Consider the following 25455-nt stretch of genomic DNA (forward strand, 5'->3'; position numbering starts at 1 on the left):
TTGTTCCGCTCGGCACTCATGGCGCAATGCCCGCTGCCGATACAACAGCGCAGACGTCCTCTTGCGTGCGGAGCTCCCATGAAGTTCAAGTCGATCCAGTTTTCCGTCGCCGCCCTGGCCGGCGCCATCGTCCTCAGCGTGGTCGCCGCGCTGGTGCTGTACGCGCTGTTTTCCGGCGCCCGCACCCAAGAGATGGTGCAACAGCGCACTCAGGCGCAGTTCGAGCAAGTCATCGAACAACGCCTGACCTCCTTGGCGCAGACTCAGGTCAGCCAGATCCAGCGCGAACTCGAAGCGCCGCTGCTGATTGCCGGCGGCCTGGTGCGGGTCAACGCCCTGCTCGGCACGCCGGGCACCGATGGCCAGCCGCGCCTGACCGTCAGCCGCGAACAACTGATCAGCCTGATCAAAGAGAACGTCGAAAAGAACCCGAAGATTCTCGGCACTTACATCGGCTGGGAAAAAAACGCCCTTGATCACAACGACGCCGCCTACGTCGGCACCAGCGTGGTCGGCATCGACTCGGCCAACGGGCGCTTCCTGCCGTGGTGGTTCCGCAATGACGACGGCACCCTCGGCCTGGATAAACTGGTGGACGTCGACGACCAGAAAGTCCTGTCCACCGGCGTGCGCGCCAGCGAGTACTACCTGTGCTCGAAAGAGAGCAAGAAATCCTGCGTGATCGACCCGGCGCCCTACAAGGTCGGCGACAAGGTCGTCATGCTCGCTTCATTCATTGAGCCGATCATGCTCAATGGCACCTTCCAAGGCATCGTCGGCGCCGACCTGTCGGTGAACTTCATCCAGGAAATGCTCCTGGGCGCCAACCAGAAACTCTACAGCGGCGCCGGGCAAATGGCCCTGATCGGCGGCAATGGCCGGATCGTTGCCTACACCAAGGACCCAAGCAAATTCGGTGAGAAGGTCAGCGACATTCTCGACGCCGAGCAAATCGCCAACCTGGCCAACCTCAAGCGCGGCGAAGTCACTTATTCCGTCAACAAGGACAAGGGCCGCATCGAACTGTACCTGCCGTTCGGCATCGGCCAGACCGACGCGCGCTGGACGCTGATGCTGCAACTGCCGCTCAACGCGGTGATGGCCGATCTGCAGAAACTCCAGGGCGACCTCGACGCCCAGCGCAAATCCGACACCTTCGGCATGGCCATGGTCGGTCTGATCATCGCCGCCATCGGTCTGCTGGTGATCTGGCTGGTGGGTCACGGTATCGCCCGACCGCTCAAACAAATGGTCGCCATGCTTGATGACATCGCCAAAGGTGAAGGCGATCTGACCCGTCGTCTGAGCAGTGATCGCAGTGATGAACTGGGTTCGATTGCCAAGGGCTTCAACACCTTCCTCGCCAAGTTGCAGGCGATGATCACGCAGGTGGTGACGTCAGTGCAGAGTGTCAGCGACTCCTCCGAACACACCGCCGACATCGCCATTCGCACCAACATCGGCATTCAGAAACAGATGGCCGAGATCGATCAGGTCGCCACCGCGGTGCAGGAGATGACCGCGACCGCGCAAGACGTGGCGCGCAACGCCACCCAGGCGGCGCAAGCCGCCAGTCACGCGGATCAGGCCGCCGGCCAGGGCATGCAGATTGTGCGGGACACGTCGAATTCGATCGGCGTGCTGGCGGTGGAAATCGGCAAGGCCGTGGAAGTGGTACAGACCTTGGCCAAGGACAGCGAAAACATCAACGCGATCCTCACCGCGATTCGCGGGATCGCCGAGCAGACCAACCTGTTGGCACTGAACGCGGCGATCGAAGCGGCGCGGGCCGGCGAACAGGGTCGCGGCTTTGCTGTGGTAGCGGACGAGGTGCGCAATCTGGCGCAGAAAACCCAAAAGGCCACCGAAGAAATCCAAAGCATGATCCAGCAATTGCAACAGGGCACCCGCGATGTGGTGCGGGTCATGGAAGACAGCCAGAACCGCACCGACGAAAGCGTGCTGCACGCCGCGAAAGCCGCTGAAGCGCTGGAGACGATTACCCAGGCGGTGTCGGTGATCAACGACATGAACACGCAGATCGCCAGTGCGGCGGAAGAGCAGAGCGCGGTGGCTGACGATATCAACCGCAACGTGATCAATATCGGTCAGGTGGCCAATGAAGTGGCAGGCGGCGCGGATGAGTCGAGTTCGGCGAGTGCCGGCCTGACCAAACTGGCGGAGCAGCAGCGGCGGTTGATCAATCAGTTCAAGGTTTGACGTCGAAGGCTAAAAGTCAAAAGCTCCCCCTCACCCTAGCCCTCTCCCAAAGGGAGAGGGGACTGATTGGGGGATATTTCAGAATTACACCGACCTTAGAGATATACGCTGAATCCCTAATCAACTCGGTGCATCACGTCGGTGGATCGCTCAAGACACCTCGGTCAGTCCCCTCTCCCTCCGGGAGAGGGCTAGGGTGAGGGGCTTTTGATCTGCTGCTAGGCTGGGGTCAGGCACTCCGGCCCATTGAGCTTCGGATCATTGATCAGATTCGCCAACACCCGCTCGCGCAACGCCGCCGGCTCACTGGCGAGCAAGCCCTGCAGCACATGCAGCGGCGTCTCGGGATCGAGCCAGGCGGCCTGCCCCGCTTCATCGAGAATCAGCGGCCGGCGCTGACTGGCCGCCGGCTGAGTGATGACGGCGGTACTCAGCCACACCTGCTCCTGCACCGGATACGCTTCCCAGATCGCCGCGAAAAACAGCGAAGAGCCCTCCCCCGGCGTCAGCCAGTACGGGCGTTTGCGCACGCTGCCACGCCATTCGTAGAAACCGTTGGCCGGCAACAGGCAGCGACGCAGGCGCAGCGCCTCGCGGAACATCGGTTGCTCGGCCACGGTTTCGGCCCGAGCATGCGCCGGTGTTTTCGACAGATCGGTCAGCCACGGCGGCGTCAGCCCCCAACGGGCGCGGGCCAGCGAGCGCTGGCCGTCGGCCTCGGCGCGCAGCATCAACACCGAATCATTGGGGGAAATGTTCCACTGCGCCTGTTGATCGGCGGGAAAACCAGGCAGGGCCGCGAAGTCGCGGTTCCAGCGAAACAGGGCATAACGTCCACACATGGGGCAACACGACTCAGAAGTAAAACGAACGTCAGCCTAACAGACCAGCGTCCCGGGGAAGCTCTCCGGTTCATCGCCGGGCAGCGGCAGCGCGGCATTGTACGCGGTGATCAGTTCGCGGGCGTACTCGGCCTGATCGTTATCGACCGACAGGCCGAGCAGCCCAAAAATCGGCAACTCCCCCGTGCCGCCGAGCAGATCCCGGCCCACCAGATGGGCCTCGATGCCTTCGCTGGCGAGCATGCCCTTGAGCATCTCGCCTTCCATCAGGTTTTCCGGCTCGTAGATTCGCTGCATGGGCGCCCCCTCACTCGTTTTCGCTGCGGACTTCGAGCAACCATTCATGACCATCGGTTTGCAACACGAAAGTGATCGGGCGGCAACACACATGGCAATCTTCGATATAAGTCTGATCCCCTGCCGACAAATCCAAAAATGCGTCGTTTGGTTCCCCACAATAAGGACATTCGTAGCGCTCGGTTTCCAGCATCGCGGTCTCCCAGGTGACTTGTGCGTATAATCGCCGGTCTATTTGCAGGGCTATTTTTGTCTGGCTACTTTTTCAGACCGTGCCCCGTTGGTTTTCGATCAAAACCTTTACTTACCCTAGCCGTTTCCAACAAGAGAGCATGATGGGCGAATTCGATGCCATCCGACCTTACGACGACAGCGAAGTACCTGCGGTACTGGCAAGACTGCTCGGCGACAAGGCGTTTCTAGATATCCTCACCCACTTCCGCTTCCCGCGTTTTGCCGGTGCCTTCGGCTGGATGCTCAAACCACTTATAGCCCATCGGCTGCGTCGTGAGTTTGCCGACGTCAATTCGGTGGCAACGTTGCAGGACAAAGTCGAGTTCTACGTCGACCACACCATCGAGCGCGCCACTGATGGCGTGACCTACACCGGTGTCGAGCAATTCAAGTCCGGCAGCGCCTATCTGTTCATCGCCAACCACCGCGACATCGTGATGGACCCGGCCTTCGTCAACTACGCGGTGTACCACGCCGGCCTGCCGACCCCGCGCATCGCGATCGGCGATAACCTGCTGCAGAAGCCTTTTGTCAGCGACCTGATGCGTCTGAACAAGAGCTTTATCGTGCACCGCTCGATCACCGGCCGCCGCGAGAAAATGGCCGCGTATCAACTGCTGTCGGCGTACATCAACCACTCGATCCGCAATGACTGCGCTTCGATCTGGATCGCCCAAGCCGAGGGCCGGGCCAAGGACGGCGACGACCGTACCGAGTCGGCGATCCTCAAGATGTTCCACATGAGCCGCAAGGACGAGCCGTTCGGCGAGGTCATCCAGTCGCTGAACCTGACCCCAGTGTCGATCAGCTACGAATACGACCCGTGCGACCAGGCCAAGGCCCGCGAGCTGTACATCCGCGCCACCACCGGCACTTACGCCAAGGCGCCGGGTGAGGATGACGTGAGCATTGCCAAGGGCATCACCGGCTACAAGGGCCGGGTGCACGTGAACTTCGCCGCGCCGATCACTGAATTGTTCGAAGACACCAAGCAGTTGGCGATCGAAATGGACAAGCAGATTCTCGGCGGATATCGCTTGTTCCCGGTGCATTACCTGGCGTACGCGCAGTGGGCGGAGGCTGATCCGCAACTGAATGTGCCGAAAGCCGCCGAGGTGTTCCCGGCCGAGGAACTGGCCAAGGCGCAGGAAGAATGGCAGAGCCGCCTGGATGCCTGCCCTGAAGAACACCGTCCGTACCTGGTGCTGCAATATGCGACGCCGGTGCGCAATCAGTACCGGGTCAAGGCTGGGTTGCCGTTGTAAGCACTTTCCACTCGACGCAAAAACGGCGCCCTCGGGGCGCCGTTTTTTATCTGATTCAATCAAACCTTGTGGCGAGGGAGCTTGCTCCCGCTCGGCTGCGCAGCAGTCGCAAAACCACATCACGCGGAATACCTGAAAAACCGCGTTTACCTGAATCGGGGCCGCTGTGCAGCCCAGCGGGAGCAAGCTCCCTCGCCACAAGGGGTTGTGCTGCCCTTAGAAGCGGGTGCTGATCCAGGAGACGATCAGTGCCAGACCCAGGCAGGCAAACCCGAAACGATAGAAAAACCGGTTCATGCGCAGCGTCGCCCAATCGAGGATTGGCTCGGCGTTAGGTTGCGCCTGACGCTGAGCAGCAATGCTGGCCATCGCGCGCTGTTCACGACGGCGGGTCGCGTGCAGCAGCCAACTGCCCGGGAAGGCCAACGCCAGTGCCAGCAGGTTGATCAATTTGGCGGGATGGGCGGTAAACAGCGTCATCAAGTGCAGCGACATCACAGACCTCGGAACTGAATCGGTGTGGCAGACGCCCGATCGACGACTGCGGCGCGGATTCTACCGAAACCCTCCGCCACCACCCTACCCTTTACGACAAATAACCTGACAATCGACCGATGGCTGCCCTGTGTCACGGCATCGTCATTTACATCGGCCACCATGCGCGCCTCGAAACACACATGGAACGCGACATGCTCCACGCTGAAAACCAGGATCGCCTGTACCTCATCACCCCGACCGACGAACAACAAAGCCTCGTCGGCAGCCTCGCCTTCAATGTCCAGGATCGCCACTGGCTGGTGTATTGCGCGCTTGGCGGGCATCAGCATGCGGATTTGCCCGAGACCGACCTGCTGACCGGCGTGAGTGTCCTCGACTTCTACTCCCAGGCCGCTTGAGCAACACCGCCCCCCCGTAGGAGCTGCCGCAGGCTGCGATCTTTTGACTTTGATTTTCAAAAACAGGATCAAAGGATCGCAGCCTGCGGCAGCTCCTACAGAGGATTAGCGGGAAATCAGTGGACATGAAAAAGCCCGGGGCCATCACTGGCACCGGGCTTTTTTCACATCAGCCGCACAGCTTACTCGGCGAGGATCTGACCCACGGTCGGGTCCTTGAACAGACGGGTCAAGGCATCGCTCAACACGTCGCTGACCAGCTTGGTATTGGTTTCCTGGTTCGGCGCCATGCCGAAACGCTGGTCCAGCGAAGCGCCGTAGCGACCGCTGTAGCGACGGTTGCCGCTCTGCACGTCGGAACGGAAGGTCGCGCCGATGGTGGCCTCGGTCACGTACATGCCTTCTTTCGGCGACTGATATTTGAGCTCGGTCAGGGTCACGGTCAGTTGCGGCGCGTTCATCGCGTTGCTGGTCGGGGTGAAGCCGAGCAGACGCACGGCGGCTTCAGCCTGCGCCTGCAGCTTTGGCAGGATCTGCTCGCGCTGCACGGTGATAGCGCTGGTTTCCGGGTACAGGCCGCCACGGGTGCCGAGGGTTGGCGACGGACGACCGTCGACCACGCGCACCACCACTTGCTGGCCATGGCCGACCGGCGCCAGCTGCGTGGTCAGCTTCGGTTCCGGGCTCAGTTGTTGCGGGCTGTGGGCGCAGCCAACCAGGGTCAAACTGGTCACAGTGATCAAACCGAACAACAGGCGTTGCAACATGCTCTTTTCTCCAGAATCAGGCACAAACAGGCCGGCAGTATAGCGGTGGGCCACTGCGGGTAACCAGCACCCGACAGTGAATACTGAAATGTCTGACAAACCCTGGGGAATGCGGTTCCTGTCACACATTATTCACCCGGCATACACGCTCATGTCACGGCGCGTTGGCAACCTTGCAATCAGTCCCCCACAAGGTACTCAATCATGCGCTATCTGATCTCGTTGTTCGCCCCACGCCCATTGCACCGCTGCTTCGCCCTGCTCGACCGCAACGGTCATTGCCAGGCGTTCAAGCAGTGCAGCCTGCAACCGATGGGCGATGGCTGGGTGGAAATCGAAGAAATCCGTCTTAACTGGTTGCACCAGCCACTGCCTGCCAGTGCCCGCGTCATAGCGTCGCAGCCTCGCGCACGGGTGCAAGCGATGTTGAGCATCTGACCGGATGCCTAATAAAAGTCATTAAACTCGACCAACTGCCCGCATTTCTTCGATACAATCTCCCCCCGATTATAAGGACGTCTCCTGATCGGGCCTCGCAACACCGTCAATGCCCAGGCATTGGCACTCAAAATCGCCCACAGAGAGCCGCCCACACAGATCGAGTGAAGTTGGCGCGCTTGCCTGTTCTTCCGGCAAAACCCCGCTTTTCGCGAATCTGCAGAGCTGTCATACGCTCGGCCACCGCGTTGTTTTGCCCTTGCGGGCACGGTGCCAGGCTGGGACAGCCCTTTTTTGAGGTTCACGTCTTCAAAAGAGCGTGAAAAAAACGGGTTTTCACAACTTCACAAGAGTGTGGCGAGCAAATGAATAGTTTTGCGTCTGAACATGCACCATTAGCGTCTGAAACAGCCCAACGACACAGGACCGGGGATACCTCGAACATCGGAGCCTGAAGCCTGTCCGCTACGGATTTGGTTGCACAAAACGGATGTCTCGACCATAAGTCGAATTGCCAGCCGCGTGCTGAAATGAGTTCATTGAGCTCTTGAAGCCAGGCCGCATGCATCCGTCGAAGTTGCGAAAAATTGCGAAGATTCGGACATGGCGAACCTGACCACCGTTACCTGGGGCATCACTGACCTGTCCCGGAACGCCTGGCAGCCATGCCGACAATTTGGTGCTGCAGATTTTGGAGACGCGTTAAATGGCGCATAACGAAGCAGTCGACGTAGTTCTGGTTGGGGCAGGCATCATGAGTGCCACCCTGGCAGTACTGCTCAAAGAGCTCGACCCGGCGATCAAGCTGGAAGTCGTCGAGTTGATGGATTCCGGGGCGGCGGAGAGTTCCAACCCGTGGAACAATGCCGGTACCGGCCACGCCGGCCTGTGCGAGCTGAACTACACCCCGCAGGCGGCCGACGGCAGCGTCGACATCAAGAAAGCCGTGCACATCAACACCCAGTTCGAAGTGTCCAAGCAGTTCTGGTCGTACCTGACCAAGAAAGGCACCTTCGGCTCGTGCAAATCCTTCATCAGCCCGGTGCCGCACCTGAGCTTCGTCCAGGGTGACAAAGGCGTGTCGTTCCTCAAGGAACGCTTCAACGTGCTGCACAAGCACCACGCCTTCGCCGACATGGAATACACCGAAGACAAGGCCAAGATGGCCGAGTGGATGCCACTGATGATGCCGGGCCGTTCGCCGGACGAAGTGCTGGCCGCCACCCGCGTGATGAACGGCACCGACGTCAACTTCGGCGCCCTGACCAATCAGTTGCTCAAGCACCTGACCAGCGCTCCCGACACCCAGGTCAAATACTGCAAGCGTGTGACCGGCCTGAAGCGTAACGGCAGCGGCTGGACCGTCAGCATCAAGGACGTCAACAGCGGCAGCAGCCGTGAAGTCGACGCCAAATTCGTCTTCCTTGGCGCGGGCGGCGCGGCGTTGCCGCTGCTGCAAGCTTCGGGTATCGAAGAAAGCAAAGGCTTCGGCGGCTTCCCGATCAGTGGCCAGTGGCTGCGTTGCGACAACCCGGAAGTGGTCAAGCACCACCAGGCCAAGGTCTACAGCCAGGCAGCGGTGGGTTCGCCACCGATGTCCGTGCCGCACCTGGACACTCGTGTAGTCGACGGCAAGAAATCCCTGCTGTTCGGGCCATACGCCGGTTTCACCACCAAGTTCCTCAAGCACGGCTCCTTCATGGACCTGCCGCTGTCGGTGCGCGCAGGCAACATCGGGCCGATGCTGGCGGTGGCGAAAAACAACATGGACCTGACCAAGTATCTGGTCAGCGAAGTGATGCAGTCGATGGAGCAGCGCCTGGATTCCCTGCGCCGTTTCTACCCGGAGGCGAAAGCCGAAGACTGGCGTCTGGAAGTGGCCGGTCAGCGGGTACAGATCATCAAGAAAGACCCGAAAAAAGGCGGCATCCTGCAGTTCGGTACCGAACTGGTCGCGGCGAAAGACGGCTCCCTCGCCGCCCTGCTCGGCGCTTCCCCTGGTGCGTCGGTGACCGTTTCGATCATGCTGGAACTGATCGAGAAATGCTTCCCGGCCAAGGCCAAGGGTGAATGGGCTGCCAAACTGGCAGAAATCTTCCCGGCCCGCGAAAAAGTCCTGGAAACCGATGCTGCGCTGTATCGCAAGATCAACACGCAGAACAACATCGCGCTGGAACTGGTTGAAGAAAGCAGCGAGACCCCAAGCTTCGCTTGATCTCGCGGCGTAAAAAACGCCCCGTACTCAGTGAGTGCGGGGCGTTTTTTTTATGGCCAACATTTAAAACATCGACCCTTGTGGCGAGGGAGCTTGCTCCCGCTGGGCTGCGCAGCGGCCCCAAAACCTTATGAGCGCTGCGCACTCAAGCGGGAGCAAGCTCCCTCGCCACAGAAATTGATGTTAGCGAACAATCAGCTGCGAGCTTTTGCAATCAGCTCGATGTATTCCGGGGCATTTCGCTGATCCTTGATCAGGTCAACAAACGTCTGGCCCTGCTCATCCTTGCCATCCACGTCGTAACCGGCAGCCAAGAAGAACGTCAGGAAGCGCTCGAAATCGTCGATGCGCAGGCCACGGTAGGCCTTGACCAGTTTGTGCAGCGACGGCGAAGTGGCGTCGACCGGCTCAAAATCGAGGAACAGCTTGATCTGCTCATCGCCGATCTCGTCACCAATCACCTGTTTCTTATCTTTACGCATTGCCGACTCCAGCTCGCAGACATTACACGGGGCGGGCAGTTTACCCCTGCCCGGGCGCCAGGCTCAACGCGATCGAACGGCCCCGGTGTGCAAATCGGCCCAGATATGGCCGTTGGCGTAACTGAGGAACTGCACATACACGGTGTCATTGCGCAGCAGGTCGATCACCACCCGGTATTGCGCCAGCGGGTAATACAGCGTCAGGGTTTTGCTTTTATCGTCATAAACCGGTTTTTTCAGGCTTTTGCTTTCGCCATCGAAGTTGACCAAAACCTGGGTGATGGACGCGCCCTTGTTCAGGGATTTGCCCTTGAGGCGGATCATCAGCGAAGAGGTCACCGGAATCGGCTGTTGATTGGACTGGCGTTGCGCGCCGACCACCACCGAATAGTCGGTGACCTGCAGCAGCTGTTGCTGCTCGGGTTCGGCATCGCGCAGGGTCAGGTCGTCCGGCGGCAGAAATTGACTGTGCATCGGCGCGGCGGACAGCGGCAGGCTGAGGGCCAACAACAGGGCGGCAAGGCTGCGGATCAAGAGGCGCATGACAGGCTCCAGAGGCGGGGTCGAGCACTCTAGCATGGGCAATCCCCACGTCCAGACACCGCACGAACCTTGTGGCGAGGGAGCTTGCTCCCGCTGGGCGGCGAAGCGGCCCCAAACTCTGCAATCGCGGTTCATCAGGTAAACCACGTTGGCTGGATTTACGACTGCTGCGCAGCCGAGCGGGAGCAAGCTCCCTCGCCACAAGTGTGATTTGGATCGCGGGATTACATGCCTTTAACGGCAAAAATCCCGTTGGCGTTGCGCCAGTAGCCTTTGTAGTCCATGCCGTAACCGAAGATGTAGCGGTCAACGCATGGCAAGCCCACGAAGTCTGCTTTTAGGTCTGGACGTGCCTTGCGGTCGTGGTCCTTGTCGATCAGCACGGCAGTGTGCACTTTGCGCGCGCCGGCGTGTTTGCAGAAATCGATGATCGCGCCCAGGGTGTGACCTTCGTCGAGGATGTCGTCGATGATCAGCACGTCGCGGTCGATGAACGAAACTTCCGGCTTGGCTTTCCAGAACAGGTCGCCGCCGCTGGTTTCGTTGCGATAACGGGTGGCGTGCAGGTAGGACGCTTCCAGCGGGAACTGCAGGTGAGTCAGCAGTTTGCCGGAGAAGATCAGACCGCCGTTCATCACGCAGAACACCACCGGGTTGCTGTCGGCCAGTTGTTCGTTGATTTGTGCACCGACGCGGGCGATGGCGGCCTCGACTTCAGATTCGGTGTACAGGCAGTCAGCCTCTCGCATGATTTGACGGATATGCTCGAGATCAGCGGACATTGGCGCTCTCCAAGGGGTGGCGGAATTCGGAAAAGCGGCCAAAGGTACGCATCCAGCACGGCCGAATCAAGCATTTGTGGACTAACGTACTGTATGTCCTATAGGACATCACCCTCGGATAGATTAATCTAGGCCGGTTTTTTTGCCCGCCGCCGGAGTTTTTCCATGCCCATCCTCGAGATCCGCCATCCGCTGATCCGCCATAAACTCGGCCTGATGCGCCGCGCTGACATCAGCACCAAGAATTTCCGTGAGCTTGCTCAGGAAGTCGGCGCCCTGTTGACCTATGAAGCTACAAAAGACCTGCCCCTGGAAACCTACGATATTCCAGGTTGGTGCGGCACTGTGTCGGTCGAGAAAATCGCCGGCAAGAAGATCACCGTCGTGCCAATCCTGCGCGCCGGTATCGGCATGCTGGAAGGCGTGCTGAGCCTGATCCCGGGTGCCAAGGTTTCCGCTGTGGGCGTTGCCCGCAACGAAGAAACCCTGCAAGCGCACACCTACCTGGAAAAACTGGTTCCGGAAATCAATGAACGCCTGGCGATGATCATCGACCCGATGCTCGCCACCGGCAGCTCTATGGTTGCGACCATCGACCTGCTGAAAAAGGCCGGCTGCAAGGACATCCGCGCGATGGTGCTGGTTGCCGCGCCGGAAGGCATTGCTGCCGTAGAAAAGGCTCACCCGGACGTGACCATCTATACCGCCTCTATCGATGAACGTCTGAACGAACACGGTTACATCATCCCAGGGCTTGGCGATGCCGGTGACAAGATCTTCGGCACCAAGCAGAAGGACGCGTGAGCATGCAGCAAGAGTTCAACGATCCGCTCTGGCGCACGGTGCTGTCCGGCGCCCAGATGCTGTTCGTGGCTTTCGGCGCCCTGGTGCTGATGCCGCTGATCACCGGCCTTGACCCGAACGTGGCACTGTTTACCGCAGGTCTGGGGACGATCCTGTTCCAGATCGTCACCGGGCGTCAGGTGCCGGTGTTTCTCGCGTCGAGCTTCGCTTTCATCACCCCGATCATTCTCGCCAAGGGCCAGTTCGGCCTCGCCGCGACCATGGGCGGCGTGATGGCGGCCGGTTTCGTCTACACCTTCCTTGGCCTGGCCGTGAAGATCAAAGGCACCGGTTTCATTGACAGTCTGTTGCCGCCAGTGGTGATTGGTCCGGTGATTATCTCCATCGGCCTCGCCATGGCACCGATTGCCGCAAACATGGCGATGGGCAAGGCTGGCGATGGTGCAGAACTGATCCATTACCAGACCGCGATGATGATCTCGATGCCGGCGCTGCTGACCACGTTGATCGTGGCGGTGTTCGGCAAAGGCATCTTCCGCCTGGTGCCGATCATTTCCGGTGTGCTGGTCGGTTTTGCCATGTCGTTCTATTTCGGCGTGGTCGATACCGCGAAGATCGCTGCCGCGCCATGGTTCGCCCTGCCGCACTTCACCGCACCGGAGTTCAACTGGCAGGCGATCCTGTTCATCGTTCCAGTGGCCCTGGCGCCAGCGATCGAGCACATCGGCGGCGTGATTGCCGTCGGCAGCGTGACCGGCCGTGACTATCTGAAAAAGCCCGGCTTGCATCGCACCCTGCTCGGTGACGGTATCGCTACCACCGCCGCCGGCCTGTTTGGCGGCCCGCCGAACACCACCTACGCCGAAGTCACTGGCGCGGTGATGCTGACCAAGAACTACAACCCGAAAATCATGACCTGGGCGGCGATCTTCGCCATCACCCTGGCGTTCATCGGCAAGTTCGGCGCGCTGCTGCAAAGCATTCCGGTGCCGGTGATGGGCGGGATTCTGTGCCTGTTGTTCGGCTCGATCGCGGCGGTGGGCATGAACACCCTGATCCGTCACAAGATCGATCTGGGCGAAGCGCGCAATCTGGTGATCGTTTCGGTGACCCTGGTATTCGGTATCGGCGGTGTGCTGGTCGGCACCGGCACCGGTCCGGACGATTTCGGCCTCAAAGGCATCGCGCTGTGCGCGGTGGTGGCGATTGCGCTGAACCTGATTCTGCCGGGCAATGACAGCTGGAAGCACAAGAAGGCGGATGAGCCGCTGATCTAAAATCTGGCTCATTACCTGTGGCGAGGGAGCTTGCTCCCGCTTGACTGCAAAGCAGTCATAAACTCGGCAGATGCGGTATTGGTTTGAACCGCGTCCGCAGGGTTTGGGGCTGCTACGCAGCCCAGCGGGAGCAAGCTCCCTCGCCACAACAGCTACAGGGCCAGCGGCGCTCGTTCGCAGAGGGTTGCCAACGCCTTCGCCCATTGCGGGTCGTCATTCAGGCACGGCACCAGCACCAACTCCTCGCCCCCCGCTTCGCGGAATTGCTCCTTGCCGCGGTCGCCAATCTCTTCCAGTGTCTCGATGCAGTCGGCGACAAACGCCGGGCACATCACCAGAATCTTCTTCACGCCGCTTTTCGCCAGCTCATCGAGCCGCGCTTCGGTGTAGGGTTCGATCCACTTGGCCCGCCCCAGACGCGACTGAAACGACACCGACCATTTGCCCTCCGGCAAGCCCATGCGTTCGGCGAACAAGGCCGCCGTGCGCAGGCACTGAGCGCGGTAACAGGTCGCCAGCACGGCCGGCGAAGCGTTCTTGCAGCAGTCTTGATTCTTCAAGCAGTGATTGCCGGTCGGGTCGAGCTTGGTCAGGTGCCGCTCGGGCAAGCCGTGGAAGCTCAGCAGCAAGTGGTCGTAATCCTGCTGCAAATGCGGCTTGGCGCTTTGGACCAGAGCCTCTATGTATTCCGGCTGATCGTAGAACGGCTGCAACACCGAGAGCTGAACATCGAGCTTCTTCGCCTGGATCACGCGCTTCGCCTCTTCGATCACCGTAGTGGTCGTGCTGTCGGCGAACTGTGGATAAAGCGGCGCCAGCGTAATGCGTCTGTGCCCGGCCGCTACCAGCCTTGTCAGGCACGTTTCAATTGAAGGCTCGCCGTAACGCATTGCCAGGTCGACCGGGCCTTGCTTCCACTGCGCTTTCATCTGCTCTTGCAGACGACGGCTGAGCACCACCAGCGGCGAGCCCTCCTCCCACCAGATCGAGGCGTAGGCATGGGCCGATTGTTCGGGCCGCTTGATCAGAATCAGCGACACCAACAGACGCCGCACCGGCCATGGCAGGTCAATCACGTACGGGTCCATCAGAAATTGATTGAGGTAGCGGCGTACGTCGGCCACCGAGGTGGAGGCCGGCGAACCCAGGTTGACCAGAAGCAAGGCGTGATCGGTCATGCATCGTCCTATTTCAAAGGCGGCCGGAGAGATCATCCAGGGCCGCGCGCAAATCCGTGAACTGGAAAGTGAAACCCGCTTCCAGCAAGCGTGCCGGCATGGCCCGTTGGCCGCCCAGCAACAACAATGACATTTCGCCAAGCCCGACTTTCAGCGCCAGAGCCGGCATTGGCATGAACGCCGGACGGTGCAGCACGCTGCCCAGCGTCTTGGCAAACTCGCGATTGCGCACCGGGTTGGGTGCGCAGGCATTATAAGGACCGCTCGCCTGATTGCGGTGCAGAAGAAAATCAATCAGGGCGATTTGGTCCTCGATATGAATCCACGGCATCCACTGCCGACCATTGCCCAGAGGCCCGCCCAGCCCGAGTTTGAACGGCAGCAACAGCCGCGACAAAAAGCCCCCCTCCGCCGACAGCACCAGCCCGGTGCGCACCAGCACCACGCGGACGCCCTGGGCTTCGGCTCGCTGAGCCGTTTCTTCCCAGGCAATGCACAACTGGCTGGCGAAATCGTCGATCACCGGCGGCGAATCTTCGGTCAACTCGCGCTCACCGCCATCGCCATACCAGCCGATGGCCGAGCCGGAAATCAGCAACGCCGGTTTCTGCTCACGCGTTTCCAGCCAGGCCAGCAGGGTTTCGGTCAGGGTGATGCGGCTGCTCCACAACAGCGCCTTGCGCCGATGGGTCCATGGCCGATCGGCAATCGGCGCACCGGCCAGATTGATAATCGCGTCCAGCGGCTCGTCACCGAGGTCCTCCAGACGCGCGATGCCACGCACCTGTGCACCACAGATTTGCGCGACTTTTTCCGGACGCCGACTCCACACTGTCAGTTCATGCCCCTGCCCTGACCAGTGTCGGCAGAGCTGACGTCCTATCAAACCAGTACCGCCGGTCAGCAATATGCGCATGACATCTTCCTCGCGTGGCGTTTTACCCGGATCACTAGTCTATTTTTATAAGCAGGGATCTTTTCTATCGGGCAGGCTCTATTGTTTAACCATAGGCCAAGCTGTCAGATCGAGAACGCTAGAAGTTATACCAAAAAACAAAATTGTACAGGTTTCATTCACGGCGTAGTCTGTACAGAAAGGTAAACGAGGCCCCTATGACTGTACCTATCGCAATCATCGGCACCGGCATCGCCGGACTCTCCGCCGCCCAGGCGCTGACAGAGACCGGACATACCGTCCAACTCTTCGACAAAAGCCGAGGCAGTGGCGGGCGCATGTCGAGCAAACGCAGCGACGCCGGTTCACTGGACATGGGCGCGCAATATTTCACAGCCCGCGATCGGCGCTTCGTCACCGAGGTGCAACGCTGGCAAAGCTTGGGCTGGGTCGCCGAATGGCAACCGCAGCTCTACACCTATCAGGGCGGCCAGTTGAATCTGTCGCCGGACGAGCAGACCCGCTGGGTCGGCACGCCACGCATGAGCGCGATTACCCGCGGGTTGCTCGATGGTCTGGAAGTGCACTTCGCCTGCCGCATCACCGAAGTCTTTCGCGGCGAAGAACACTGGCACCTGCAGGACGCCGAAGGCTTCACCCATGGCCCCTTCAGCCATGTCGTGATCGCCACCCCGGCGCCACAAGCCACCGCGTTGCTGGCTGCCGCACCGAAGCTCGCCGGCGCCGCCGCCGGAGTGAAAATGGACCCGACCTGGGCCGTCGCCCTCGCCTTCGACACGCCACTGGATACGCCGATCGAAGGTTGCTTCGTGCAGGACAGCCCGCTCGACTGGCTGGCGCGCAACCGCAGCAAACCGGGGCGCGACACGACGTGCGACACATGGGTGCTGCACGCCAGCAGTGCCTGGAGCCGGCAACACATCGACCTGTCCAAGGAAGCGGTGATCGAGCATCTGCACGGTGCGTTCGCCGAACTGCTGCACAGCGCCATGCCCGCGCCGACCTTCAGCCTCGCCCATCGCTGGCTCTACGCACGCCCGGCGAGCGGCCACGAATGGGGCACGCTGGCCGATGCTGATCTGGGCCTGTACGCCTGCGGCGACTGGTGCCTGTCCGGACGCGTCGAAGGTGCCTGGCTCAGTGGTCAGGAAGCCGCGCGGCGCTTGCACGAGCATCTGCAGTGAACCGTATCAATCCGCGTAAATTGCTGCTGTCGAAGTGGACAGCAGCCCGCCCGCAAAACCGCGAAAAACATTTTCTGGTGACCGAGTTGTTCTGCGACGAGGAAGGCACGGTACTGGAGATCGAATTGCAGGCAGTGATGACCAAGCGCGCCGAACGCCTCGATTGGCAGACTCTGAAGAACAACGATCACTGGCTATTGGGCTGGAAATAGACATCCTGCAGGAGTGAGCCTGCTCGCGAGGGCGTCGTGTCAGTCAACACCAATGTTGGCTCACTCCTGCAGCGGATTGGGGAGTTCGCAAAAACTTATACAAACCATTTGACTTGTACACGCATGAATCTATGCTGTTAAAAGTTGTACAGGAATAACATCCTGTACAGGAATAGATTCGAGGTGTGCATGTCCGACCTTTCTGCTATCCGGCCCAAAATCGCCATCAGCGCCTGCCTGATGGGCGCCGAAGTGCGCTACAACGGCGGGCACAAGGAATCGCGGCTGTGCAGCCGCACCCTGGCCGAGCATTTCGAATTCGTCCCGGTATGTCCTGAAGTCGCGATCGGCCTGGGGATTCCTCGTGAGCCGATCCGCCTCGTGGGCAACCCGGACAATCCTGAGGCAGTCGGCACCGTCAACCCGGCGATCAACGTCACCCGGCCCTTGGCGGCCTACGGCGAGAAAATGGCTGCAGAGCTCACGGACATCTGCGGCTACATCTTCATGCAGCAATCGCCGTCCTGCGGTCTGGAACGGGTCAAGGTCTATCACGCCAACGGCGCACCGGTGAACGGCGGCGGACGTGGCATCTACGCTCAGGCGTTCTGTGCGCAACACCCGGATTTGCCCGTGGAAGAAGCCGGGCGCCTGAACGATCCGGTGCTGCGGGAAAACTTCATCACCCGCGTGCTCGCCTACAGCGAATGGCAACACGTGCTGAAACAAGGCCTGAGCCGTCGCGCACTCACCGAATTCCACTCGCGCTACAAATACCTGCTGATGGCCCACAACCCGGTGCAATACAAAGCGCTGGGCAATCTGCTGGGCAACATGGGCAAGACCCATCCGGTCGAGCTGGGCCCGCGCTACTTCAGTGAGCTGATGGCAGCCCTGAAAAAATGCGCCACCCGCCGCACCCACAGCAATGTCCTGCAGCACATCAGCGGCTACCTGAAGCAAGCCCTCAGTGCCGAAGACAAACAGGAAGTGCAGCACATCATCGGCCAGTACCGTCACGGCATCGTACCGTTGGTGGTGCCGCTGACGCTGCTCAAGCATCACTTTCGCCAACACCCGGATCCTTACATTGCGCAGCAGGTTTACCTGCAGCCGCATCCGGAAAACCTCAGCCTGCGAAACGCCATTTAATGAACGACACACTCGACAGCAGCGCCCGGGAAGACCTGGGTGCAGACTTCAAGAAGGCCCTCGACGAGGGCTGGCTGCCCATCCGCGAAGTCGCGCGCCAGACCGGCGTCAACGCCATCACCCTGCGCGCCTGGGAGCGTCGTTACGGCTTGATCGTGCCGCAGCGAACGCCCAAGGGCCATCGCCTGTACTCCAGCGAACACGTGCAGCGAATCCTGACCATCCTCACCTGGCTTAACCGCGGCGTGGCAGTGAGTCAGGTCAAGCCCCTGCTCGACACTCCGCAAGCCTTCACCGAATCGGTGGAAAGTGACTGGCAACGCCTGCGTCAGGCCTTGCTCAGCGCCGTCACCCAGCTCGATGAACGCGATCTCGACGACAACATCAACCAGGCCATGGCCCTGTATCCGCCACGCACGCTGTGCGAGCAATTGCTGCTGCCGCTGCTGACAGAACTGGAGCAGCGCTGGCAGGGCCAGTTCGGTGCGCAGATGGAACGGGTGTTCTTTTATTCGTGGTTGCGCAGCAAATTCGGTGCGCGCATCTACCATAACAACCGACAGCTGCACACCGCGCCGCTATTGTTGATCAATCACTCCGACCTGCCACTGGAACCGCACCTGTGGCTGTGCGCGTGGCTGATCAGCAGTGCCGATTGCCCGGTGCAAGTATTCGACTGGCCGCTACCGGCCGGAGAACTGGCACTGGCGGTCGAGCACCTACAGGCACGTTGCGTACTGCTGTATTCCAGTAAAGCCATGAACCTGGCGCAGTTGCCAAAACTGCTGAATGGCGTCAGTGCTCCTAAAATGCTGGTCGGACCAACGGTATGCATCCACCAGACCGAGTTGTCCGTAAAAACAACTGAAATCGCTGATTTGTTCCTGGCCGAAGATTCGCTCTCGGCACACCAGGCACTCGTTCAGCGCGGGCTGATTTAATGGACACCGCCATGCAATTGATCTGGCTGCGCAGCGACTTGCGCCAACATGACAACACTGCCCTCGCGGCTGCCGCAGCACGCGGCCCGACGGTGGCCGTGTATCTGTTGAGTCCGCAGCAATGGCTGGAGCATGACGATGCCGCGTGCAAGGTCGATTTCTGGCTGCGCAATCTGCGTGAGCTGAGCGCCGCCCTCGGCGAGCTGAACATCCCGTTGCTGATCCGCACGGCGGCCCATTGGGATCAGGCCCCGGCGGTGCTGCTCGACCTGTGTGTGCGTTTGAATATCCAGGCGGTGCACGTCAACGAAGAGTACGGCATTCACGAAAGCCGTCGCGACGCAGCGGTGGCCGTGAGCCTGAAGACCAAAGGCATCGCCTTTCACAGTTACCTTGATCAACTGCTGTTCAAACCCGGTACGGTCCTGACCAAAACCGAGACTTATTTCCAGGTGTTCAGCCAGTTTCGCAAGGTCTGTTACGAACGCCTGCACCGCTCGATACCGGCGTTGGTCAAGACGCCGGGCAAACAGGCGAAGCTGAAGATCGACAGCGATCCGGTACCGGCATCCGTCGAGGGTTTTGCAACGCCTGGCGAGTCCTTGCGTGCGCTGTGGCCGGCCGGCGAACAGGAAGCCCGGCGTCGCCTCGATACCTTTGCCGATGCGCAGATCGACTACTACCAGAGCGAGCGCGACTTTCCGGCCAAGCCCGGCACCAGCCAACTCTCGGCCTATCTGGCCGCCGGTGTGATCTCGCCGCGTCAGTGCCTGCACGCCGCGCTGCAAAGCAATCAGGGCGAGTTCGACAGCGGCAAGGTCGGCGCCGTGACCTGGATCAACGAGCTGCTGTGGCGCGAGTTCTACAAGCACATTCTGGTCGGTTATCCACGGGTCTCGCGTCATCGCGCCTTTCGCCCGGAAACCGAAGCCCTGGCCTGGCGTAACGCGCCCGAGGATCTGGCCGCGTGGCAAGAGGCGCGCACCGGTTTGCCGATCATCGACGCGGCCATGCGCCAACTGCTGGAAACCGGCTGGATGCACAACCGCCTGCGCATGGTGGTGGCGATGTTCCTGACGAAAAACCTGCTGATCGACTGGCGTGAAGGCGAACGTTTTTTCATGCGCCATTTGATCGACGGCGATCTGGCGGCGAACAACGGCGGCTGGCAGTGGAGCTCTTCGACCGGTACCGATTCAGCACCGTATTTCCGCATCTTCAACCCGCTGAGCCAATCGGAAAAATTCGACAGCGAAGGGCTGTTCATCAAGCACTGGCTGCCGGAGCTGGCCGGGCTGAACAAGAAAGAAGTGCACAACCCGGCCAGTGCCGGCGGGCTGTTCGGCATCGCAGACTATCCGTCGCCGATCGTCAATCTCGGGGCTTCACGGGAACGGGCGCTGGCCGCCTTCAAGAACCTGCCCGCGCGTGCGTCCACGGGAGAGTTCCATGAGTGAATTCCTGCGCCGCTTCGCCCGCCAGTTTGCCGAGTTGGACAAGGACAACCTGCAACGCCTGGGCGAGCTGTACAGCGATGACATTCATTTCACCGACCCGCTGCATGAAGTCCAGGGCCTGACGCAACTGCGGCATTACTTCAGCGAGCTGTACGCCAACGTCAGCGAACTGCGCTTCGACTTCCACGGATTCGACCAGACCGGCGACGGTGAAGGTTACTTGCGCTGGGTCATGAGTTACCGCCACCCGCGGCTGGCGGGTGGCCAAATGATTCGCGTGGCCGGGTGCTCGCACCTGTTGTGGCGCGACAAGGTTTATCGCCACCGGGATTACTTCGATGCCGGGGCACTGCTTTATGAACATTTACCCGTATTGGGCCGGGTGATCGCTTGGCTGAAAAGGAGAATGGGATGAGTCGTACAGCTCCACGGCGGTATTGGCTGACCGGTGCCAGCAGTGGCATCGGTGCAGCGCTGGCAGAAGATATCCTGAAAAGCGGCGCACACCTGGCCGTCAGTTCGCGGCAGACGGCACCACTCAAAGTGTTGTCGCAACGCTACCCGGGGCAAGTGCTGGTGGTCGCGGGCGATTTGACCAACAGTCAGACCGTGCGCGAGATCGGCCAGCAAATCGAACAGGAATGGGGCTCGCTCGACAGCGTGATCCTCAATGCCGGTACCTGCGAGTACGTCGACGCCCGGCAGTTCGACGCCTCGATCATCGAACACGTGGTACGCACCAATCTGCTCGCCAGCAGCTATTGCATCGAGGCCGCCCTGCCGCTGCTGCGCAAAGGCACCGCGCCGCATCTGGTGGGAATGGCCAGCTCCGTGACCTACCTGCCGCTGCCCCGGGCCGAAGCCTATGGCGCGTCGAAGGCCGGGCTGCGTTACCTGTTTGAATCGCTGCGTATTGATCTGGCGGAAGAGGGCATTGAAGTCACCATCATCAGCCCGGGCTTTGTCGAAACGCCGCTGACGGCAAAAAACGACTTCCCGATGCCATTGAGCTGGCCTGTGGATAAAGCCGCCCGGCACATCTTTGCCAAACTCAAGGATCGCCCTCTGGAAATCGCCTTTCCAGCACTGTTCATGGCGGCACTGTGGCCTCTGTCGAAATTGCCGGCGCGCCTGCAACTGGCGATCGGCAAGCGCATGGTGCGCAGCAACCCACCGCTGCGGGATCCGCTATGAAAATCGCCATTGTCGGCAGCGGGATCGCAGGCCTGACCTGCGCCTATCTGCTCAACCGCCGACATGACATCACGGTGTTCGAGGCCAGCGACTGGGTCGGCGGCCACACGCACACCGTGCAGGTGACCGTCGATGGCCGCGAATACAACGTGGACACCGGTTTCATCGTGTTCAACGACTGGACCTACCCGAACTTCATCCGTTTGCTCGGCCAGCTCGGCGTGTCGTTCAAACCCACCGAAATGAGCTTTTCGGTGACCGATCCGGACACCGGCCTGGAATACAACGGCAATAACCTCAACAGCCTGTTTGCCCAGCGGCGCAACCTGCTGTCGCCGGGTTTCTGGGGCATGTTGCGCGACATCCTGCGCTTCAATAAAGAAGCCCAGCGCGACCTCGCCGAACAGCGCATCGCCGCCGACACCACCCTCGACGATTACCTCAAGGCCGGCGGCTACGGCGAACGTTTCATCCTGCATTACATCGTGCCGATGGGGTCGGCGATCTGGTCGATGCCGATGGCCGAGATGCTCAATTTTCCGCTGCAGTTCTTTGTGCGCTTCTTCAAGAACCATGGCCTGCTGTCGGTCAGCGATCGCCCGCAATGGCAGGTGATCGAGGGCGGTTCCAGCGCCTACGTTGCGCCACTGACGGCGGCGTTCAACGACAAGATTCGCCTCAACTGCCCGGTGACCCGCATCGACCGTGACGAACACGGCGTGGTGATCCACAGCCCGGCCGGCATCGAGCGTTTCGATAAAGTCGTGCTTGCCTGCCACAGCGACCAGGCCCTGCAACTGTTGGCCGACCCGAGTCAGGCAGAACGTACGATCCTCGGCGCCCTGCCGTATGCCGATAACGAAGTGGTGTTGCACACCGATACCCGCCTGCTGCCGACCCGCAAACTCGCCTGGGCCAGCTGGAACTATCGGCTGAATGGCGCCGGCCACACCCACGCCGCCGTCACCTACGACATGAACATCCTGCAAGGGATCAAAAGCGATACCACGTTCTGCGTCAGCCTCAATCAGAGCGCCGGCATCAGCCCGTTCAAGGTGCTCGCCAAATACACCTACGCCCACCCGCAATTCAGCCTCGCGGCGGCCGCAGCGCAAAATCGATGGGCCGAGCTGGACGGCGAACAGCACACCCACTATTGCGGTGCCTATTGGGCCAACGGCTTCCATGAGGACGGCGTGGTCAGTGCATTGCGTGTGGCGGCCGCGTTCGGGGAAAACTTATGAACAGTGCCCTGTACAGCGGCTGGATCGGCCATCGACGCTTTGCGCCCAGACGCCATGAGTTCCGTTACCGGATCGGTCTGCTGTACCTCGATCTGGCCGAGCAGGACGCCGTGTTCGGGCTATCGAAACTCGCCAGCCGCAGCCGCTTTGCGCCCTTTTCGTTTCGCGAAACCGACTACCTGAAAACCTTCACCGGCAGCGGCATGCGCCTGATCGATGCGGTGCGCCAGCAGGTCGGTGCCGCCCTCGGTCATGAGCCGCAAGGCGCGGTCTGCCTGTTGACCCAACCGCGCAGTTGGGGTCTGGCCTTCAATCCGGTGAGTTTCTTTTATTGCCATGAAGCCGATGGGCAGTTGGCGGCGATTCTCTGCGAAGTGACCAACACTCCGTGGCGTGAACGTTACCACTACGTATTGCCGGCCCGTGCACCGGTCGATCTGCAGGACTTTCACCAGCATTTCGCGGTGGCCAAGGCCTTTCACGTCTCGCCGTTCCTGCCGCGCGATCTTGAGTACCGCATGAGTTTCAGCCCGGCCGCGCAAACCCTCGGAGTGCACATGGCCGACTGGCAAGGCGAGCAAAAACTGTTCGACGCCACGCTCAACTTGCAGCGCGAGCCCCTCGACCGTCGCAGCCTGCATCGCTACTTGTGGCGTTTTCCGTGGATGACCGCGAAAACCTGCCTGGCGATTTATTGGCAGGCCGTGCGTCTGTTGCTCAAGCGTGCTCCGATTTTTGCTCATCAGGCTGCCGACGGCAGCTTTCAAATCGCCACTGTGCCTCCCAAGGAGCACCGCCATGAAATCCTCTAGCCTGTCGGTCAGTCGCCTCAGCACCAACGGTTTGACCGGTTCGCTGCTGCGTCGCGGCGTCTTGCGGCAACTCAGTCAACTCAAAAACGGGCAATTGCTGGTGGTCGAGGACGGCGAACGCTTGATGTTCGGCACGCCGGGCAGCCACCTGCTTGGCGAAATCCATGTGCAGGATGCAGCGGTCTGGGGGATGGTGGCCGGCAACGGATCGATCGGCGCCGGCGAAGCCTTTATCCACGGTTACTGGAGTTCGCCGGACCTGACGGCCGTGGTTCGCGTATTCGTCAGCAACCTCGACGTGCTCGACGCCATGGAACGCGGTCTGGCGCGCCTGAGCCGGCCACTGGTGCAAGGCCTGCACTGGCTCAATCGCAACACGCGCAAGGGTTCGCAGAAAAACATCGCCGCACATTACGACCTCGGCAACGATCTGTTCGAACAGTTTCTCGACCCGACCATGATGTATTCGGCAGCGCAGTTCCTCACCCCTGAAGACACGCTGGAACAGGCACAACTGAACAAGCTGGAACGGATCTGCCAGAAGCTCGCCCTCAAGCCGAGCGACCACCTGCTGGAAATCGGTACCGGTTGGGGCAGCATGGCGATCTACGCCGCGCAGCATTACGGTTGCCGCGTCACCACCACGACCCTGTCGAAAGAGCAGTACGCATTTACCGCCCAGCGCGTTGAAGCGCTGGGCTTGCAGGATCGGGTGACGCTGCTGCTCAAGGACTACCGCGACCTCACCGGCGAGTACGACAAACTGGTGTCGATCGAGATGATCGAAGCGGTCGGCCATCGCTTCCTGCCGACCTATTTCAAGCAATGCGCGCAGCTGCTCAAGAGCAACGGCTTGATGCTGCTGCAGGCGATCACCATCCGCGAGCAGCGCTATGAACAAGCCCGGCGCAGCGTCGACTTCATCCAGCGCTACATCTTCCCCGGTGGCGCCCTGCCCTGCGTGCAGAAGATGCTGGAAATCGTCGGCCGCGAGACCGACATGAACCTGCTGCACATGGAAGACTTCGGCCTGCATTACGCCCGCACCCTGCGCCTGTGGCACGAAAACTTTCGCCGTGCCCACGGGCGCCTGACTGAGTTGGGTTACGACGATTACTTCCTGCGGCTGTGGGAGTTTTACCTGTGCTACTGCGAAGGCGGGTTCCTGGAGCGCACCATCGGTACCGCGCAACTGGTCCTGGCCAAACCGGCGGCGATGCCGGCGCCGCTGCTCGGGCGCTTCGATGCTTGAACGACTGGCCAATGCCGTGCTGTTTCAGGTCGGCTGGCTGGCCTGCGTGATCGGCGGCAACAGCCTGTGGCTGCTGTTGGCACTGGCGGTGCTGGTGATCCATCTGGGCTGGATCAGCAGTTGGGCGGCGGAAGGTCGCTTGATCCTCAGCGTGGTGCTGGTCGGCACGGCGGTGGACAGCGTGTTGCGGGCCGCCGGGGTGTTCGCGTTTGAGGACCCGTCACCGCTGATTCCACTGTGGCTGATGCTGCTCTGGGCCTTGCTCGCAACCACGTTGCGCCACTGCCTGCAATGGAGCGCCCGGCCGTGGTGGCTGGCCAGCGTACTCGGTGCAGTGGGCGGTGCCGTGTCGTACTACGGGGGTGGACGGCTGGCCGGGGTGCAATTTCCCTACGGCGAATGGCCGACGCTGATCGGCATCGGTCTGTTGTGGGCGTTGCTGTTTCCGTTGTTGCATTACATGGCCCGTCGCTTGAGCCACTGAGCGTCTGTCAGGGCTTTCACACAGTCACCGGCCACTGCCTTACACTGCCGCCATGAAAACCATTGCCCACCATCAAATCGACGAACCCGCAGTCACCTGTTCGACCTGCGCCGCTTGTTGCTGTCAGCTTGAAGTGATGCTGATCACCGATACCGGCGTGCCTGAGCGCTTTATCGATACCGATGAATGGGGCGGTGAAGTCATGCTGCGTCTGGACGACGGCTGGTGTGCGGCGCTGGATCGCGACAGCATGATGTGCACGATCTACGAGAAACGTCCGCTGATCTGCCGGGAGTTCGAGATGGGCGCCCCGGAGTGCCTTGAAGAACGCAAAGGGATTGCCACGGCGTACCGCTGAGCTTTGCAA

At 60.6% G+C, this 25455-nt stretch carries 29 protein-coding genes; 19 read left to right on the forward strand and 10 right to left on the reverse strand.

Features of this window, described 5'->3' with window-relative positions:
• Positions 1–78 precede the first annotated feature (78 nt).
• Positions 79–2220: a methyl-accepting chemotaxis protein gene (locus J5M57_RS17125; RefSeq protein WP_207847857.1), complete on the forward strand. Its 2142-nt coding sequence runs from the start codon at positions 79–81 to the stop codon at positions 2218–2220.
• A gap of 218 nt (positions 2221–2438) precedes the next feature.
• On the opposite strand, the gene J5M57_RS17130 is transcribed toward J5M57_RS17125, so the two are convergent.
• The 3 genes from J5M57_RS17130 to J5M57_RS17140 are packed head-to-tail and all read right to left on the reverse strand — an operon-like array spanning position 2439 to position 3552.
• The gene (locus J5M57_RS17130; protein ID WP_207847856.1) at positions 2439–3062 is read right to left on the reverse strand and encodes an SOS response-associated peptidase; all 624 of its coding nucleotides are present in this window, start codon (positions 3060–3062) and stop codon (positions 2439–2441) included.
• 36 nt (positions 3063–3098) lie between these two features.
• Positions 3099–3359, reverse strand: a complete 261-nt coding sequence (locus tag J5M57_RS17135; RefSeq protein WP_025109321.1) for a DUF2007 domain-containing protein — start codon at positions 3357–3359, stop codon at positions 3099–3101.
• A 10-nt stretch (positions 3360–3369) separates the two neighbouring features.
• Positions 3370–3552: a CPXCG motif-containing cysteine-rich protein gene (locus J5M57_RS17140; RefSeq protein WP_169843778.1), complete on the reverse strand. Its 183-nt coding sequence runs from the start codon at positions 3550–3552 to the stop codon at positions 3370–3372.
• Between the two features lie 142 nt (positions 3553–3694).
• Between J5M57_RS17140 and J5M57_RS17145 the strand changes: the two genes are divergently transcribed.
• Positions 3695–4858 carry a 1-acyl-sn-glycerol-3-phosphate acyltransferase gene (locus J5M57_RS17145; protein WP_169844042.1) on the forward strand — a complete coding sequence of 388 codons (1164 nt, stop codon included), beginning with the start codon at positions 3695–3697 and terminating at the stop codon, positions 4856–4858.
• A gap of 216 nt (positions 4859–5074) precedes the next feature.
• Here J5M57_RS17145 and J5M57_RS17150 read toward each other — a convergent pair whose 3' ends face one another.
• On the reverse strand, positions 5075–5353 hold the full coding sequence (locus J5M57_RS17150; protein ID WP_007967709.1) for a hypothetical protein: 279 nt from the start codon (positions 5351–5353) through the stop codon (positions 5075–5077).
• Positions 5354–5547: 194 nt separating this feature from the next.
• On the opposite strand from J5M57_RS17150, the gene J5M57_RS17155 reads away from it, so the two are divergent.
• Complete coding sequence (locus tag J5M57_RS17155) at positions 5548–5754, forward strand: hypothetical protein (RefSeq protein WP_027612213.1); 207 nt, start codon at positions 5548–5550, stop codon at positions 5752–5754.
• A 182-nt stretch (positions 5755–5936) separates the two neighbouring features.
• Here the strand turns inward: J5M57_RS17155 and J5M57_RS17160 are convergent, their stop codons facing one another.
• The gene (locus tag J5M57_RS17160; protein WP_025109324.1) at positions 5937–6521 is read right to left on the reverse strand and encodes a YajG family lipoprotein; all 585 of its coding nucleotides are present in this window, start codon (positions 6519–6521) and stop codon (positions 5937–5939) included.
• A gap of 204 nt (positions 6522–6725) precedes the next feature.
• Here J5M57_RS17160 and J5M57_RS17165 point away from each other — a divergent pair, with 204 nt between their 5' ends.
• Both J5M57_RS17165 and mqo read left to right on the forward strand, forming a co-directional pair.
• A complete protein-coding gene (locus tag J5M57_RS17165) occupies positions 6726–6959 on the forward strand; it encodes a hypothetical protein (RefSeq protein WP_064589144.1) in 234 nt (77 codons plus the stop codon).
• 706 nt (positions 6960–7665) lie between these two features.
• The gene (gene mqo, locus J5M57_RS17170) at positions 7666–9174 is read left to right on the forward strand and encodes a malate dehydrogenase (quinone) (protein WP_169843776.1); all 1509 of its coding nucleotides are present in this window, start codon (positions 7666–7668) and stop codon (positions 9172–9174) included.
• A 194-nt stretch (positions 9175–9368) separates the two neighbouring features.
• Here the strand turns inward: mqo and J5M57_RS17175 are convergent, their stop codons facing one another.
• The 3 genes from J5M57_RS17175 to J5M57_RS17185 form a co-directional block, all read right to left on the reverse strand.
• Positions 9369–9656, reverse strand: a complete 288-nt coding sequence (locus J5M57_RS17175; protein WP_169843775.1) for a PA4642 family protein — start codon at positions 9654–9656, stop codon at positions 9369–9371.
• A 63-nt stretch (positions 9657–9719) separates the two neighbouring features.
• Positions 9720–10199 carry a hypothetical protein gene (locus J5M57_RS17180; protein WP_169843774.1) on the reverse strand — a complete coding sequence of 160 codons (480 nt, stop codon included), beginning with the start codon at positions 10197–10199 and terminating at the stop codon, positions 9720–9722.
• 224 nt (positions 10200–10423) lie between these two features.
• Complete coding sequence (locus tag J5M57_RS17185) at positions 10424–10981, reverse strand: hypoxanthine-guanine phosphoribosyltransferase (RefSeq protein ID WP_003228116.1); 558 nt, start codon at positions 10979–10981, stop codon at positions 10424–10426.
• A 165-nt stretch (positions 10982–11146) separates the two neighbouring features.
• On the opposite strand from J5M57_RS17185, the gene upp reads away from it, so the two are divergent.
• The gene (upp, locus tag J5M57_RS17190; RefSeq protein WP_064589149.1) at positions 11147–11785 is read left to right on the forward strand and encodes a uracil phosphoribosyltransferase; all 639 of its coding nucleotides are present in this window, start codon (positions 11147–11149) and stop codon (positions 11783–11785) included.
• A 2-nt stretch (positions 11786–11787) separates the two neighbouring features.
• The gene (locus J5M57_RS17195) at positions 11788–13062 is read left to right on the forward strand and encodes a uracil-xanthine permease family protein (RefSeq protein WP_207847855.1); all 1275 of its coding nucleotides are present in this window, start codon (positions 11788–11790) and stop codon (positions 13060–13062) included.
• Positions 13063–13214: 152 nt separating this feature from the next.
• Here the strand turns inward: J5M57_RS17195 and hemH are convergent, their stop codons facing one another.
• Entirely contained in the window at positions 13215–14240 is a 1026-nt protein-coding gene (gene hemH / locus J5M57_RS17200; protein WP_169843773.1) for a ferrochelatase, read from the reverse strand.
• Between the two features lie 13 nt (positions 14241–14253).
• On the reverse strand, positions 14254–15156 hold the full coding sequence (locus J5M57_RS17205; protein ID WP_083367938.1) for a TIGR01777 family oxidoreductase: 903 nt from the start codon (positions 15154–15156) through the stop codon (positions 14254–14256).
• A gap of 197 nt (positions 15157–15353) precedes the next feature.
• Between J5M57_RS17205 and J5M57_RS17210 the strand changes: the two genes are divergently transcribed.
• The 12 genes from J5M57_RS17210 (at position 15354) to J5M57_RS17265 (ending at position 25446) form a co-directional block, all read left to right on the forward strand.
• Positions 15354–16340 carry an FAD-dependent oxidoreductase gene (locus tag J5M57_RS17210; RefSeq protein ID WP_083367937.1) on the forward strand — a complete coding sequence of 329 codons (987 nt, stop codon included), beginning with the start codon at positions 15354–15356 and terminating at the stop codon, positions 16338–16340.
• Positions 16337–16552 (forward strand): TIGR02450 family Trp-rich protein, encoded by a 216-nt coding sequence (locus J5M57_RS17215; RefSeq protein WP_207847854.1) that lies wholly within the window; start codon positions 16337–16339, stop codon positions 16550–16552. Before J5M57_RS17210 ends, J5M57_RS17215 begins: the two co-directional genes overlap by 4 nt.
• A 189-nt stretch (positions 16553–16741) precedes the next feature.
• On the forward strand, positions 16742–17704 hold the full coding sequence (locus tag J5M57_RS17220; RefSeq protein WP_207847853.1) for a DUF523 and DUF1722 domain-containing protein: 963 nt from the start codon (positions 16742–16744) through the stop codon (positions 17702–17704).
• Complete coding sequence (locus tag J5M57_RS17225; protein ID WP_169843771.1) at positions 17704–18645, forward strand: MerR family transcriptional regulator; 942 nt, start codon at positions 17704–17706, stop codon at positions 18643–18645. Before J5M57_RS17220 ends, J5M57_RS17225 begins: the two co-directional genes overlap by 1 nt.
• Positions 18646–18656: 11 nt before the next feature.
• Complete coding sequence (phrB, locus tag J5M57_RS17230) at positions 18657–20102, forward strand: deoxyribodipyrimidine photo-lyase (RefSeq protein WP_207847852.1); 1446 nt, start codon at positions 18657–18659, stop codon at positions 20100–20102.
• Positions 20095–20517 (forward strand): nuclear transport factor 2 family protein, encoded by a 423-nt coding sequence (locus J5M57_RS17235; protein ID WP_064589157.1) that lies wholly within the window; start codon positions 20095–20097, stop codon positions 20515–20517. Before phrB ends, J5M57_RS17235 begins: the two co-directional genes overlap by 8 nt.
• Positions 20514–21296 (forward strand): SDR family NAD(P)-dependent oxidoreductase, encoded by a 783-nt coding sequence (locus J5M57_RS17240; RefSeq protein ID WP_064589158.1) that lies wholly within the window; start codon positions 20514–20516, stop codon positions 21294–21296. The genes J5M57_RS17235 and J5M57_RS17240 overlap by 4 nt, the downstream gene beginning before the upstream one ends.
• Positions 21293–22540 carry an FAD-dependent oxidoreductase gene (locus J5M57_RS17245; RefSeq protein ID WP_207847851.1) on the forward strand — a complete coding sequence of 416 codons (1248 nt, stop codon included), beginning with the start codon at positions 21293–21295 and terminating at the stop codon, positions 22538–22540. Before J5M57_RS17240 ends, J5M57_RS17245 begins: the two co-directional genes overlap by 4 nt.
• Entirely contained in the window at positions 22537–23352 is an 816-nt protein-coding gene (locus J5M57_RS17250) for a DUF1365 domain-containing protein (RefSeq protein WP_207847850.1), read from the forward strand. Before J5M57_RS17245 ends, J5M57_RS17250 begins: the two co-directional genes overlap by 4 nt.
• The gene (locus J5M57_RS17255) at positions 23339–24604 is read left to right on the forward strand and encodes a cyclopropane-fatty-acyl-phospholipid synthase family protein (RefSeq protein WP_083367932.1); all 1266 of its coding nucleotides are present in this window, start codon (positions 23339–23341) and stop codon (positions 24602–24604) included. Before J5M57_RS17250 ends, J5M57_RS17255 begins: the two co-directional genes overlap by 14 nt.
• Positions 24597–25088, forward strand: coding sequence for a DUF2878 domain-containing protein (locus J5M57_RS17260; protein WP_169843767.1), 492 nt, complete (start codon positions 24597–24599; stop codon positions 25086–25088). The genes J5M57_RS17255 and J5M57_RS17260 overlap by 8 nt, the downstream gene beginning before the upstream one ends.
• A 52-nt stretch (positions 25089–25140) precedes the next feature.
• Positions 25141–25446 carry a YkgJ family cysteine cluster protein gene (locus J5M57_RS17265; RefSeq protein ID WP_064589163.1) on the forward strand — a complete coding sequence of 102 codons (306 nt, stop codon included), beginning with the start codon at positions 25141–25143 and terminating at the stop codon, positions 25444–25446.
• Positions 25447–25455 lie beyond the last annotated feature (9 nt).

The sequence above is a fragment of the Pseudomonas sp. 86_A genome, from assembly GCF_017491705.1.
Lineage (GTDB): Bacteria > Pseudomonadota > Gammaproteobacteria > Pseudomonadales > Pseudomonadaceae > Aquipseudomonas > Aquipseudomonas koreensis.